The organism is Candidatus Phytoplasma oryzae, assembly GCF_003263355.1.
Classification (GTDB): domain Bacteria; phylum Bacillota_I; class Bacilli_A; order Acholeplasmatales; family Acholeplasmataceae; genus Phytoplasma; species Phytoplasma oryzae_B.
On the sequence record NZ_JHUK01000002.1, the window covers coordinates 40,246 to 52,672 of the forward strand.

Annotated in this window: 18 protein-coding genes; all 18 read right to left on the reverse strand. The window is 19.5% G+C overall.

The genetic code is table 11. The features are described 5' to 3' along the window. Positions 1 to 11: 11 nt before the first annotated feature. Complete coding sequence (gene rnpA / locus DH96_RS00780) at positions 12 to 356, reverse strand: ribonuclease P protein component (RefSeq protein WP_066540005.1); 345 nt, start codon at positions 354 to 356, stop codon at positions 12 to 14. 76 nt (positions 357 to 432) lie between these two features. Continuing rightward, positions 433 to 1,497 carry a M42 family metallopeptidase gene (locus DH96_RS00785; protein WP_066540007.1) on the reverse strand — a complete coding sequence of 355 codons (1,065 nt, stop codon included), beginning with the start codon at positions 1,495 to 1,497 and terminating at the stop codon, positions 433 to 435. Between the two features lie 37 nt (positions 1,498 to 1,534). Next, a complete protein-coding gene (gene rpmH, locus DH96_RS00790; RefSeq protein ID WP_066540015.1) occupies positions 1,535 to 1,669 on the reverse strand; it encodes a 50S ribosomal protein L34 in 135 nt (44 codons plus the stop codon). A 132-nt stretch (positions 1,670 to 1,801) separates the two neighbouring features. Beyond that, on the reverse strand, positions 1,802 to 2,389 hold the full coding sequence (locus DH96_RS00795; protein WP_066540017.1) for a hypothetical protein: 588 nt from the start codon (positions 2,387 to 2,389) through the stop codon (positions 1,802 to 1,804). Positions 2,390 to 2,556: 167 nt separating this feature from the next. Further along, the gene (gene rplT, locus DH96_RS00800) at positions 2,557 to 3,219 is read right to left on the reverse strand and encodes a 50S ribosomal protein L20 (protein WP_066540020.1); all 663 of its coding nucleotides are present in this window, start codon (positions 3,217 to 3,219) and stop codon (positions 2,557 to 2,559) included. A 64-nt stretch (positions 3,220 to 3,283) separates the two neighbouring features. Continuing rightward, positions 3,284 to 3,472: a 50S ribosomal protein L35 gene (gene rpmI, locus DH96_RS00805; RefSeq protein WP_066540023.1), complete on the reverse strand. Its 189-nt coding sequence runs from the start codon at positions 3,470 to 3,472 to the stop codon at positions 3,284 to 3,286. 95 nt (positions 3,473 to 3,567) lie between these two features. Continuing rightward, on the reverse strand, positions 3,568 to 4,119 hold the full coding sequence (gene infC, locus DH96_RS00810) for a translation initiation factor IF-3 (protein ID WP_320408831.1): 552 nt from the start codon (positions 4,117 to 4,119) through the stop codon (positions 3,568 to 3,570). Between the two features lie 566 nt (positions 4,120 to 4,685). Further along, positions 4,686 to 5,117 carry an OsmC family protein gene (locus DH96_RS00815; RefSeq protein ID WP_066540028.1) on the reverse strand — a complete coding sequence of 144 codons (432 nt, stop codon included), beginning with the start codon at positions 5,115 to 5,117 and terminating at the stop codon, positions 4,686 to 4,688. Between the two features lie 27 nt (positions 5,118 to 5,144). Beyond that, positions 5,145 to 5,501, reverse strand: a complete 357-nt coding sequence (locus DH96_RS00820; protein WP_083515896.1) for a super-infection exclusion protein B — start codon at positions 5,499 to 5,501, stop codon at positions 5,145 to 5,147. Between the two features lie 50 nt (positions 5,502 to 5,551). Continuing rightward, positions 5,552 to 5,758 carry a YneF family protein gene (locus tag DH96_RS00825; RefSeq protein WP_066540031.1) on the reverse strand — a complete coding sequence of 69 codons (207 nt, stop codon included), beginning with the start codon at positions 5,756 to 5,758 and terminating at the stop codon, positions 5,552 to 5,554. A gap of 95 nt (positions 5,759 to 5,853) precedes the next feature. After that, the gene (rsmD, locus tag DH96_RS00830) at positions 5,854 to 6,405 is read right to left on the reverse strand and encodes a 16S rRNA (guanine(966)-N(2))-methyltransferase RsmD (RefSeq protein WP_066540034.1); all 552 of its coding nucleotides are present in this window, start codon (positions 6,403 to 6,405) and stop codon (positions 5,854 to 5,856) included. Then, entirely contained in the window at positions 6,402 to 6,977 is a 576-nt protein-coding gene (gene yqeK, locus DH96_RS00835; protein ID WP_066540036.1) for a bis(5'-nucleosyl)-tetraphosphatase (symmetrical) YqeK, read from the reverse strand. The genes rsmD and yqeK overlap by 4 nt, the downstream gene beginning before the upstream one ends. Positions 6,978 to 7,066: 89 nt before the next feature. Next, entirely contained in the window at positions 7,067 to 7,621 is a 555-nt protein-coding gene (locus DH96_RS00840; RefSeq protein WP_066540038.1) for a YqeG family HAD IIIA-type phosphatase, read from the reverse strand. An 11-nt stretch (positions 7,622 to 7,632) separates the two neighbouring features. After that, on the reverse strand, positions 7,633 to 8,106 hold the full coding sequence (gene greA, locus DH96_RS00845) for a transcription elongation factor GreA (protein WP_066540040.1): 474 nt from the start codon (positions 8,104 to 8,106) through the stop codon (positions 7,633 to 7,635). Positions 8,107 to 8,207: 101 nt separating this feature from the next. Next, the gene (locus DH96_RS00850; protein WP_066540043.1) at positions 8,208 to 8,798 is read right to left on the reverse strand and encodes an O-methyltransferase; all 591 of its coding nucleotides are present in this window, start codon (positions 8,796 to 8,798) and stop codon (positions 8,208 to 8,210) included. A gap of 81 nt (positions 8,799 to 8,879) precedes the next feature. Continuing rightward, the gene (gene ruvX, locus DH96_RS00855) at positions 8,880 to 9,332 is read right to left on the reverse strand and encodes a Holliday junction resolvase RuvX (RefSeq protein ID WP_066540044.1); all 453 of its coding nucleotides are present in this window, start codon (positions 9,330 to 9,332) and stop codon (positions 8,880 to 8,882) included. Continuing rightward, positions 9,329 to 11,986 (reverse strand): alanine--tRNA ligase, encoded by a 2,658-nt coding sequence (gene alaS, locus DH96_RS00860; protein WP_066540045.1) that lies wholly within the window; start codon positions 11,984 to 11,986, stop codon positions 9,329 to 9,331. The genes ruvX and alaS overlap by 4 nt, the downstream gene beginning before the upstream one ends. A gap of 72 nt (positions 11,987 to 12,058) precedes the next feature. Continuing rightward, positions 12,059 to 12,256: a 50S ribosomal protein L32 gene (gene rpmF, locus DH96_RS00865; protein ID WP_066540046.1), complete on the reverse strand. Its 198-nt coding sequence runs from the start codon at positions 12,254 to 12,256 to the stop codon at positions 12,059 to 12,061. Between the last annotated feature and the right edge of the window lie 171 nt (positions 12,257 to 12,427).

Sequence of the window (12,427 nt, forward strand, 5' to 3'; positions counted from 1 at the left end):
AATTAGTTTCCTTATTTGGGAATAATTAAAAAAGATTTTTTTAATAAATATATTATTTTTTGAGATAATTCATTAAAATTAAGACTTTTGGCTGAAGGTTTAATAACTAAAACAAAAGAAGCTTTTGAATTAATTAATGAAATATTTTGGTAAATAATCATTCTTATACGTCTTTTGATTAAGTTTCTTTCATGTGATTTTCCATACTTTTTGTTAATACTCAAAGCAAACTTAAAATGATCAAAAGAAATATTTTTAAAATAATACAATGTAAAAAAATAATTTCGAACATTTTTTTTTAATTTAAAAATTAAATCAATTTCTTTTCTCTTTTTTAAAATAAATTTTTTTTTCATTATAAAAATTTCATTAGTCCTATTCATTAAATAATAAATTTATTCTAAAATAAAAAAAAAATTTTAATAAAAATTTTTAATTAAATAAAATTTTTCGAACTTTTTCTTCATTTAAACTCTTTATTAATAATAATAAAAGTTTTATTGTGTTTTCTATATCTTCTTTATGAACTATAGAAGTATGAGAATGTATATAACGAGTAGGTACTCCTATAACAATAGAAGCAGCTCCTTCATTTTGTAAATGCATAGCAGCAGCATCAGTTTGTCCACCAGTTGGTTTCGGTTCTTGAAATGGTATATTATTTTCTTTTGCTATTTTTAATACTAACTCTCTTAAAGATTTGTGAGCAACTAACCCATAATCAAAAACAGGAATCTGAGGTCCATTTCCTAAAATTTTTTGAGAAACATTTTTTTCTCCAGGTATATCATCAGCAATGCCAGTATCAACAGCTATAGCGATAGATGGTTTTGTTTTATTAGTGCTTGTAATAGCTCCTCTTAAGCCAACCTCTTCTTGTACTGTAAAGGCACCAATAAATTGATTAGGATTATTATTTAAAATTCTTAATATTTCCATAACAATTAAAACTCCAACGCGATTATCTATTGCCTTAGATACTAAAAAATTAGAATTACCTAATACACGAAATTCAGTATAAGGAGTAATCATATCACCTATTTTTACCCCTAATTCTTCAGCTTCTTGTTTATTTTGTACTCCTAAATCTAGAAAAAAATTCTTTATATTAGGCATTTTATCTCTCTCAGCTAAAGATAAAACATGTGGTGGTTTAGAACCTGTCACACCATATAAAACTCCTTTAGAAGTGTGAATTTGCCAAACTTGAGCTAACATAACAGAAGATAACCAACCACCTAAAGTTTGAAATTTAATAAATCCTTCCGGAGTTATTTCGGTAACGATTAAACCTATTTCATCAACATGACTAGCTAATAAAATTTTAGGACCTTTTAACAAACCTTTATAAGCTATCATACTACCTAAATTATCATATTCAATTTTATCAACAAATTTTTGAATATTTTCTTTTATATAAAGCATAACTTCTTTTTCCTGTCCAGGAACACCATTCAAAGTTGTTAATTCTTTTATTTGGGATAATAAATCTGACATATTTTAAAATCTCCTTTAGTATTTTTTAATAAAAAAATTAAACAGTTAATTTATAGCGACCTTTTATTCTTCTTGATTTAATAACATTTTGGCCCCCTTTAGTAGACATTCTGATTCTAAATCCATGAGTTTTTTTTCTTTTTATTTTACTTGGTTGATATGTTCTTTTCATAAAAAATTTAATATTTTCCTTTTTTACAATAATTTAAAATTTTTTTAATTTAAAAAAAATAAAAAGTCTTTTAAAAAGATATCAAATAAAAAATAATTTATGATAATAAATTTTTAGCTTTATAAAAAAAATCTATTTTTCTATTTTTTTATTTTGATCTCTCAAAAATTTAATATTTTTCCATAAAGAAACGGAAAATAATAAAGCTAAAATTAAAAAAATAAAACTTAAACAATAGAAAATAAAAGAAGTTAAATTAAGCTGTTTACCTAAAATATAAAAACCCAAACCAAATAAACTTAAATAAATGAAAAAATTCAAAGGAATAATAGGTTTGTTTATTTTTAAATATGATACATATAATTCAACCATACTATGAACAATTATAATATAAGACACAATATTATTTATTTTAAAAATATTTCTTAAAAAATTATTCGTTATGAAAGGATTAAAAAATAAACTTAAAGATATTAAAATTAAAACAATACTTTCGACAAAAAATAAAAATTTAACTAATTTTTGATTTTTTACTATTTTTGGTATAACGAAATAATAATTAATTATAAAAATTAAAATACCAGATAAAATATCACATATCATAATTTTTCCGAAAGAAAAATTAAAAGATAAATTATCATGAAAAAAACAAGAAACAGAGAATATTAAACTAAATATAATTTTTATAAAATCTAAAAAAATTTTTTTTTGTTGTGTCATTTTTTTAACTATCCTTAATTTTATATTTATTTTATTTTTAATTCTAATTTAAATTAATTTAAGATAAATATCAATTTTCAATATAATTCAAAATATATGATAATATAATTATAATATCATTATCTTGAATTATTATGATTTTCACACTTTATTTTAATTTTAAACTTCTATATTTTTTTTAAAATGTTAATCAATTCCTTTTTATTTAGTTTAGAAAAATTTTTAATTTTTTTTTCTTTAGCTATTTTTTTTAAGTCATATAATAACATTTTATCTAATTCTATCTTTTTTTCCATTTCTTTTCTATTATTTTGATCATTTGGTACTATTGGAGAAATTTTAATTTCTGAATTATTATCTATTTTCTTTTTTTTTTCAATAATTTTAATATTTTTGATTTGGATATTTTTAAGAGAATCATTAAAAACATTTTGATTATTATCTTCATTGATTTTTAAAATATTATTTTTTTTCTGATTTAAAGAATTTTTAGATAAATTTACATATTCTGTAAACATTTCAGGTTGTGAAAAAGCTATATCAGCTAAAATTTTACGGTTCACTTCTATTTTTGATAAAATTAAACCATGTATAAAACTTGAATAACTAATGTTATTATTTTTACAACCCGCATTAATTCTTATAATCCATAATCTTCTAAAATTTCTTTTTTTTTGCCTTCTATCTCTATAAGCATATTGCAAAGAACGCATAACTTGCTCATGAGCTGTTTTATAAAGATTTTTTTTAGAACCGAAATATCCTTTAGCCATTTTTAAAACTTTTTTTCTTCTTTTATGTCTGGCATTTGTAAAATTTATCTTTACCATTTTTACCTACTTTCATATATTAAAAAAAGATTTATCGTTATAATCAGTTGTTGTTACTAATAAATTAAATTAAATGTTTAATTCTTTTAAAATCAGAATTATCAACTTGCACCACTTTTCTTAATTGTCTATTTTGTTTTTTCGTTTTTGAACTAGCTAAATGATTTTTAAAAGCATGTCGTCTTAAAAATTTACCCGTTCCTGTCTTTTTTATTCTTTTATGAAGACCTTTATGTGTTTTTTTTTTAATCATATAAATTAATCATAATTACTTTCTAAATATTTCTTATTCAAATTAATTTCAACTATTTTTATTTAAATATAAAAATCTATTAATAGAGTATTATACTATTTTTTTTTAGGAATAAAAATAGCTACCATCCTGTTACCTTCCATTTTAGGTTTAACTTCTAAAACACCAATATCATCTAACTTTTTGAAAATTTTATTAAAAATTTCTCCTCCTAAAGTAGTATTATGAATCATTCTTCCGCGAAAATGAACAATAAATTTTACTTTATCTCCTTTAGTCAAAAAGTCAATCATTTTTTTAATTTTAATATTTAAATCATTTTCTTCAATATTAGGATTAATACGTATTTCTTTTGTATTAATTATATGTTGTTTTTTTTTAATCTCTTTTATTTTTTTTTGCTGTTGATATTTAAATTTAGAATAATTAACTAAACGTACTACCATAGGGTTGGAACTAGCATTAATTAAAACAATATCTGTTTCTTTTTCTTCGGATAACCTTAAAATTTTTAATTTATCTAAAACTCCTAAATTTTTCCCATATTCATCAATAACTAAATATTCACCTTTAGGAATTTTTTCATTATATAATAAAAAATTATTTTTATTTTTTTCTTTGTGACTTTTTCTATGTTTATTAATAATTAAACTTCCTTTCTATACTTGTTATTATAATCATAATTAATAAATATCATTTAATTCATAATACATACTATATATTATGAACATATTTAAATAAATATGTAAATATATATAAAAAAAGTACTTTTCTAAAAGTACTCTTCTTTAAAAAAACCCAAAATAAATATTAAAATCTAATAAAAAAATATTAATTTAAATTTTTATAAGGATTTATTTGTACTTTATTAAACTTAAAAAATAATTTATCTAAATATATAAATAAAAAATAACTAATATTATTTTTTAAATTTACATATAATAATATCTTTCAGATAGAAGAATATTTTTTTAATTAATCCTTTTTTCTTTTCACATTTTTTTTAATTCTAATTATTGTTTAATATACGAAATTTTTAATTCAAAATCATATTGATTTTATCTTTAATAATTTATTATCTTATTTAAAACAAATTAAATTATACAATAAAAAATAAATTTTAATTGATAAAACATTTTTTTGAAAAATAAATATAAAATAAAAAAATAATTATTATTTTGTATAATATATAATTAAATAATAATTATATTAATCATAATTCATTAAATAAACAAGGAATCAATTTAATATATTTATAATTTATTAACATTTTAGAAATAGGACATCTTTGATCTGCAAAATGAATTATTTTCTCGATTTCTGTCAAAGAAATATCTTTTATTCCTAAAAATAAATTAATGTTAAAATAAAAACCTGCATCATCTCTATAAGTTTCACATACAATTTTAACTTTAATATCTGAAAATATTTTTTTTTGGGAAGAAAGATACTTTTGAACTGTTTTATAAAAACAAATACCTAAAGATAAACAAAATAATTCTCTTGGTGAACTATAATTACCTTTTTCATTAACTAAAAATGTTGTAACTTTCGTTTTCAAACCATCTTTGATAATTAATAAATCATTTATTTGCTCTTCAAAATAAAGTGTAAAATTTAATAATGATTGACTATTTTTTTGCATATTTGATATTCACCTTTCGTACAAAAATTATAAATAAATATTTTTTAATTCAGAATCTCTCGCAATTAAATTAAATATATCCTTATTTAAATAGTAAATAGAATGTAAATTATTTTCAGAACTATCTTTTAACTTGAACAAAATCCTTAAATCTGAAAATTTTTTTGTAATAGGAGAATTTTTAGTTAAAGGAAAATTTTTTACCTTAGATTGTAAAATTGTTTTTAAAATTTCTTTTTCTAAAACACTAAACTTTAATAAACAATTTTTAATATAATTTCCCTGTTTTTTTTTATGTATCAAAATCATAAACCAAGATATTATTGACGAAAATACCAAACAAATTAAAAATTCTAAAATAATCTTGCCAAAGTTATTAAACATATATTATTAATTTTAGCTCCATTTCAATCATCAAACAAAAAATGTTAAATTTACTTTTTATTTTTCATACTTGACATAATCTGTTTAATTTGTTTTTCGCTAGGAGTTCTTCCCATTTGTTTAAACATTTCTTTAATTTGTTTTTCGTTAATTGGAGGATTTTTTTCTAAATACCTTTTAAACAAGAAAAATACTAAAAATCCTCCTATAATAATACCTATAATAAAAACTAAAAATAATTGAATTATATGATTCATAAAAAACCTCTTTTTATCAAAATTAAATCAGAAAACAAAAACTATAATACATTATAACTTAAAATTATATTAAAATAAAAAATAAAAAAATAATTTTATTTTCTTTTATAAAAATTTAATTTTTTAATACCATATTTTTTTGTTTTAATTAAAGAAAAAATATCATTATCTAATAAAAAATTAGTTTTATGATGCATTTCGTAAACAACTATACTTCGTGAATAAGTTATTTTATCTAATTCTTGAAATAATCTAACATGATAATCAGAAAAATAAGGAGGATCCAAAACTACAATATCAAATCTTTTTTTTTTTTGAATAAATTTTTTTAAAATACGAAAAGCATCTGAATAAAAAATTATAACTTTTTCATTACTTAAATTTAATTTTTTTTTATTTTTATGAATAGTTTTAAAAGCGATAAATGAATTATCTACTAAATAAACTTTTTTAGCGTCTCTGCTAATAGCTTCAAAACCATAAGAACCTGTACCAGCAAATAAATCTAATAAAATAGTTTCTTTAATAAAACCCCCGATAGTATCAAATAAAGCTTTTCTTACCAAATGAGAACTACTTTTAGTCTTAATAGATGGTACTAAATCTAATTTAAAACCTTTATATTTCCCTGAAATAATACGAATCATAATATATTTTTATTTTTGATTTTTTTAAAAAAATTCAATGTTTCTAAAAAATTTGAATGTACAATAAAACCTTTTTTAGAATAATAAAGTAAATTTAGTTTAAGAATTTCATAAATAGTTAAATCAATATTTTGGAAAGATAATTTTCTTAAATAATTAACTTGAGGATAAGTTCTATTTATTTCTGTTTTATCACTAACTAATAAAATTTTATCTAATAAATTCATATTTTTATGTCCCCAAACATGATTACAAATAGCATTCAAAATAAGTTTATCTTTGATAAAAAACTGTTTTTGTAAAATAACAGCAGCACTAAAAGCATGATAAACAAAAGGAGTTTCTTTGTATTTTTTAATAATTTTTTCATTTATCAAAGATAAATGAAATTCTAAAGAATCATTTTTAGTATAATCGTGAAATAAAGAAGCTATTTTAATTTTCTGAATATCTATTTTATAAAAACTAGCTAATTCTATAGACTGAGCATAAACTCCTAAAATATGATTTAATCTATTTATATCTTTTTGAAATTTTTTTTTAACTTTTTCGAAAATTTGGTTTATCAACATAAAATATAATTAACTAATACTAATAATACTAGATTTTATTTTCCTTTTATTTCAATTTTTATCATATTTTTTTATTATTTAAAAAAAATTTATTTTACAAAATTTTTAAATTTTTCATTATAAATTTGATTATTATTCTTTTTTAAATATTCAATTACAGGATCTTCAAATAAAAAACGACTCAATTTAGTCCAAAATGATTCTTTATTTTTGTTAATCGGTTTAACTAAAATAGATAAAATTCTCATTTTATTAGCTCCTAGTATATCCGTTCTTAATTGATCTCCTATCATTAACACTTTATGAATATCTATATTAAGTAAATTTAAAACTTTTTTAAAACCATATTTAGAAGGTTTTTTTTGATACCACTTTAAATAAATATAAAAAAAATCAGAATTCAAAACTCTTTTTAATTTTTTTTTAGAAGCATTTGATAATATAAATATTTTAAATTTTTCTTTTATTTGTTTCATTTTTTTTTGAGTTATATCATTTAATACTTTTTCTTCGCTAGATAATAAAGTATTATCTAAATCAAATAATAAAGCTTTAATACCTTTTTTGAAAAAAAAATCATAAGGAATATCTAAAAAAGAATCATAATAAAAATTTGGCAAATATTTAATAATTTTTTTTTTCATATTCTTTGACTTTATTCTATTTTTAAAATTTCTACTTTAAAAGTTTTACCTGTTTCAGTTTTAACTGAAATTATATCCCCTTTATTATGACCAAGAATACTTTGACCTAACGGAGAATCAATAGAAATTTTATTAACAAAAGGGTCGGCTTCTAAAAAACCTACTAAATATAAAACTTTTTCTTCCATATTATTTAAAAATCTTAAAGAAACTTTCTTACCAATATTAACATTCTTATTTTCGTTTAAATTTTTAATAATTTTAACATTTTTTAAAATATTTTGAATTTTAGCAATACGAGTTTCAATTAAAAATTGTTCATCACGAGCAGAACTATACTCTGCGTTCTCACTTAAATCTCCATATTCTCTAGATCTTTTTAAAACTTCTAAATTTTCTACTCTTTTGATATTTTTTAAATCATCTAATTCTTTTTTTAATTTTTGTAAACCTGATTCAGTTAATTCAAAAAATTTTTTAGTCATTTTAACTCGTCACTCCCTCTTTATACTAAATAAATAATATATTTCTTTTTAAAACCTGATAAATTCTGTTTTAAAGAAAATATTAACATAATTTTAAAAAATTAAAAAAGCTTTTTAGAAACACTAAGACCATCTCCTATATTATAAAAAACAGTCTCAAAAACATTATTTATTTTTAAAAAACACTCAAAATCATCCATTTTTTTTTTCATTCTTCTGATTCTTCTAGAATTTGTTTTAAAGTTGAAATTATATAAACTGATATTATCACATATAATCATACCGTTATCATTTAAAAATAAACTATATTTCTCAAATAATTTTTTATATTGTACTTTAGCAGCATCAATAAAAATTAAATCATATTTTTTAGTAGGTTGATAAAAAAAAGCTTCTGACCAAATAAAATCAATTTTATAATTATAATTTTTAAAAAAATTCAGAGCTAACTGATATCTTTGATAATCTCTTTCTATAGTTTGAATATTATTTTTAATATTTAACATACCTAAAGCACTATAGCCAATAGCGCTACCAATTTCTATAATATTAATAAAATTATTTTTAAAAATAATTTTTCGTAAAAAATATAAAACTTCATCTTTGATAATTGGTATTTTATAATAGAAAGAATAATTTTTTAATTTAGATAATAATTTCTCTTTTTTATTTAAATCTTCAAATAATTCCATATAATTTTCCATATAATTTACAATATTTTACAAAATGATTAAAAATAAACTGAATTAAATATATTATATAAAATAAAAAAATCATTCTTTACCTATATAATAATTATTTTGATAATAATTTAAAAAATTTTGTAAAATAACTACAGCTGATATTTCATTTTTTAATTTTAATCTTTTTTTTCTATTTCTTTTATTTTGTAACAATATTTGTATCGATTGTTTGGTCGACAAACGTTCATCCCACAAAACCACTTGAACTGAATTAAATAAAAAATTCATTTTTTTTTTAAAATATAAACTAATTTGTGCTTTAATACCTAAATCATTATTCATATGCTTAGGAAAACCTAAAACAACAATTTTTACCTTAAAATTTTTAATAATTTTTTCTAAAGGTTTCCATAATTCTTCATATTTATAAGGTGAAAAATATATAGTTTTTAAATTACAAGCAATAATACCAAATTCCGAAATAGCAACACCTAATGTTTTTTCACCTAAATCTAATCCTAAAAAAGTTTTTTTTTCCTTCATAAAAAATTTCTCCAAAATGATAAAAATTCATTTATTTTAGTACAATCTTCAATTATCCCTTGACAAAAATTTAAATTTCCCCCGCCTTTAACATTAAAATCATTTTTAATTTTTTTCATAAACTTTTCTATATTAATTGTTTTACTTTTGCATATAAAAAAAAGTTTTTTTTCTCTTTTTTGACATAAACACAAAAAATTTATACTTAATTTATTAAATAAATATTCTAATACAGTTTTAAGCATATGATTATCGAAATCTTTTTTCTTAATAAATATTAACATTTCTTTTTCAATTTGAGAAGGAATTAATTTAGAAACCTGTTCTAAAATTTCTTTATTTTTAATTTTTAAAAACTCTTTTTCTAATTTTACTAATTTTTTTCTTAAAATAATTAAATTACTTTTATAATTTTGTATATAACGATAACTATTAGGAACTGAATCGGATAAATTATCATCAAATTCTATATTTTCATAAAAAATAAAATTATTTTTTTCCAAAACAAAATCTTTTATTTTTTGAATCTTTTTTAAAATTTGTTTTTTTTCTAAATAAAAACTTTCAATTTTTTGTATTAAAATATCTTTTATATTTTCTCCTGTTGAAGCTTCAATTCTATGTATTCCTGAGCCAATAATTTTATAATTAACAATAGCAAATTTTTGTATTTTTTTAGTATTAGAAACATGTGTTCCTCCGCACAATTGTGAAGAAATATTTGAAATACTAACTATTCTCACAAACTCTTGATTATAAAAATCTTTATTTTTGAAAAAATTTTCATTATTTATAATATTATTATTAATTTTTTTTAAATCTTTAAAAAGAACTTTTTTAATTAAAACAGAATAATTTTTATTAATCCACAAATTAATTTGATCTTCGATTTGAATTAATTCTTCAAAAGAAAGAATTTTATAATGATTAAAATCAAATCTTAATATTTCATTATCTATAAATGAACCTTGTTGTTGAACATGTTTTCCTAAAATAATTTTTAAGGATTCTAATAAAAGATGAGTAGCTGTATGATTAATGGATTTTTTTAATCTTTTTTGAATATCAATTTTAGCAAAAACTTCTTGACCTTCATAAAAAATATTTTTTTCTTCTACTTTATGTACAAATATTCCATTAGATAATTTAATTACTTTTTGGACAAAAATACCATTAATGGTGCCTTCATCTGAAGTTTGACCCCCCATCATAGCATAGAAAGGAGTTTTTTTTAAAATAATTCCTTTTTCACAAACTTTCAACACTTTTGTTTTGGTTTCAAATTGATCATAACCTATAAATTCACTTTTAAATTCCCAATTGGAAAATAAAAAGTTTTCCTTTAATGAAAAATTATTTTTGTTTTCTTTAATTAAATTACGAGATAAATCTCTCTGTTTTTTTAAAAAAAATTCAAAACCTATTAAATCTGTTTTAATATTATTATTTTCAGAAAATTCTAAAATATCTTCTTTAGGGAAACCAAAAGTATCATAAAGTTTAAAAAAATTTTCTCCTGAAAGTTCGTTATTTTTTACTAATTTGAAAAACATTTTTTCGCTATTTTGTAAATGAAATAAAAATTTTTTTTCTTCTTCTTGAATAATTTCTTTAATTAACTTTTCTTTTTCTTGTAATTCAGAATAAGCATTTTTCATCGTATTAATAACAGAAGCAACTAATTTAAATAAAAAAGGTTCTGTGAAACCTATTTTTTTTCCATTTTGAAATGCTCTTCTTAAAATTCTTTTTAAAACATATCCTCTACCTAAATTAGAAAAAATAGCTCCATCATTAATACAAAAAACTAAAGCTTTTATATGATCTGCGATTATTTTAAAAGTTTTTTGTCCTTCATATTTACAATTACTCAAAAGAGAAATTTGTCTTATTATAGGAAAAAAAAGATCTGTCTCAAAATTAGTATCAGTTTTTTGAAAAATACATGATAATCGTTCTAATCCAGCGCCTGTATCAATATTCTTATTCGGAAGTTCTTTATAATCTTTTTGAATATAACTATTTGTGCAATTGTATTGGGAAAATACAATATTCCAAATTTCTATAAAACGATTATTCGTAATACCCTCATAAATTAACTCATGTTCTCTATGATCATATTTAGAACCACGATCAAAAAAAATTTCTGTACAAGGTCCGCAAGGACCTTCCCCAATATTCCAAAAATTTGTTTTCAAAGGTATTAAATTTTTTTTATTAACTCCTTTTTTTAACCACAAAAAATAAGTTTCTTGATCATCTATAAAATAAGTAATATATAATTTTTCAAGCGGAATAGAAAACCATTTTTTTGAAACTAATAACTCATAAGCAAAATCAATAGCCTCTTTTTTAAAATAATCTCCTATAGAAAAATTACCCATCATTTCAAAAAAAGTATGATGAATAGCTGTATTACCGATATTATCAATATCATTAGTTCTTAAACATTTTTGTATATTAACTATTTTACGAAAAGAAACTTTTTCTATACCACTAAAATATTTTTTCAAAGGAGTAATACCAGCGTTAATCCATAACAAACTAGAATCATATTTAGGTATTAAAGAAAAAGAATTTTCTTTATGATGTTTATTTTTTACAAAAAAATCTATCCATATTTTCCTAATTTGATCAGAAGTTAATATCTTCATAAAAATTATATTCCTTTTTTAACAAAATATTTAATCTGTATTTTAAAATAAAAAAAGATAATTTCAATAATTTTAAACATTTTCATTATCTTTTTTTTTATTTTTTAAAATTAATTTCCCTTTATAGTAACCACTATTACGTGTTATACGATGAGGTAGGGTAAAATTATTAGTTATTGGACATTTTATTAAAGTAGGTTTGGTTAATTTATAATGTGTACGTCTTTTTCTTTTTGCCGTTTTACTAGTTCTTCTGAAAGGGACAGCCATTTTTTTTATATTCTCCTTTTTTTGATTTTCAAATAAAATAAAATTATATAAAATAATACTTAATCACCTTATTTATATACTACTTTATTTTATTAAAAAATAAAAAAATTTTATAAACCTATTTAATTTTTTGATATTTTTAAAAAACATAAATGGCGTTTGAGGAGGGAT

What these genes read in the sequence shown, in the direction of transcription:
- rnpA (WP_066540005.1), bottom strand. Translation starts at nt 356, where the DNA reads ATGAAAAAAAAATTTATTTTAAAAAAGAGAAAAGAAATTGATTTAATT.
- DH96_RS00785 (WP_066540007.1), bottom strand. Translation starts at nt 1,497, where the DNA reads ATGTCAGATTTATTATCCCAAATAAAAGAATTAACAACTTTGAATGGT.
- rpmH (WP_066540015.1), bottom strand. Translation starts at nt 1,669, where the DNA reads ATGAAAAGAACATATCAACCAAGTAAAATAAAAAGAAAAAAAACTCAT.
- DH96_RS00795 (WP_066540017.1), bottom strand. Translation starts at nt 2,389, where the DNA reads ATGACACAACAAAAAAAAATTTTTTTAGATTTTATAAAAATTATATTT.
- rplT (WP_066540020.1), bottom strand. Translation starts at nt 3,219, where the DNA reads ATGGTAAAGATAAATTTTACAAATGCCAGACATAAAAGAAGAAAAAAA.
- rpmI (WP_066540023.1), bottom strand. Translation starts at nt 3,472, where the DNA reads ATGATTAAAAAAAAAACACATAAAGGTCTTCATAAAAGAATAAAAAAG.
- DH96_RS00815 (WP_066540028.1), bottom strand. Translation starts at nt 5,117, where the DNA reads ATGCAAAAAAATAGTCAATCATTATTAAATTTTACACTTTATTTTGAA.
- DH96_RS00820 (WP_083515896.1), bottom strand. Translation starts at nt 5,501, where the DNA reads ATGTTTAATAACTTTGGCAAGATTATTTTAGAATTTTTAATTTGTTTG.
- DH96_RS00825 (WP_066540031.1), bottom strand. Translation starts at nt 5,758, where the DNA reads ATGAATCATATAATTCAATTATTTTTAGTTTTTATTATAGGTATTATT.
- rsmD (WP_066540034.1), bottom strand. Translation starts at nt 6,405, where the DNA reads ATGATTCGTATTATTTCAGGGAAATATAAAGGTTTTAAATTAGATTTA.
- yqeK (WP_066540036.1), bottom strand. Translation starts at nt 6,977, where the DNA reads ATGTTGATAAACCAAATTTTCGAAAAAGTTAAAAAAAAATTTCAAAAA.
- DH96_RS00840 (WP_066540038.1), bottom strand. Translation starts at nt 7,621, where the DNA reads ATGAAAAAAAAAATTATTAAATATTTGCCAAATTTTTATTATGATTCT.
- greA (WP_066540040.1), bottom strand. Translation starts at nt 8,106, where the DNA reads ATGACTAAAAAATTTTTTGAATTAACTGAATCAGGTTTACAAAAATTA.
- DH96_RS00850 (WP_066540043.1), bottom strand. Translation starts at nt 8,798, where the DNA reads ATGGAATTATTTGAAGATTTAAATAAAAAAGAGAAATTATTATCTAAA.
- ruvX (WP_066540044.1), bottom strand. Translation starts at nt 9,332, where the DNA reads ATGAAGGAAAAAAAAACTTTTTTAGGATTAGATTTAGGTGAAAAAACA.
- alaS (WP_066540045.1), bottom strand. Translation starts at nt 11,986, where the DNA reads ATGAAGATATTAACTTCTGATCAAATTAGGAAAATATGGATAGATTTT.
- rpmF (WP_066540046.1), bottom strand. Translation starts at nt 12,256, where the DNA reads ATGGCTGTCCCTTTCAGAAGAACTAGTAAAACGGCAAAAAGAAAAAGA.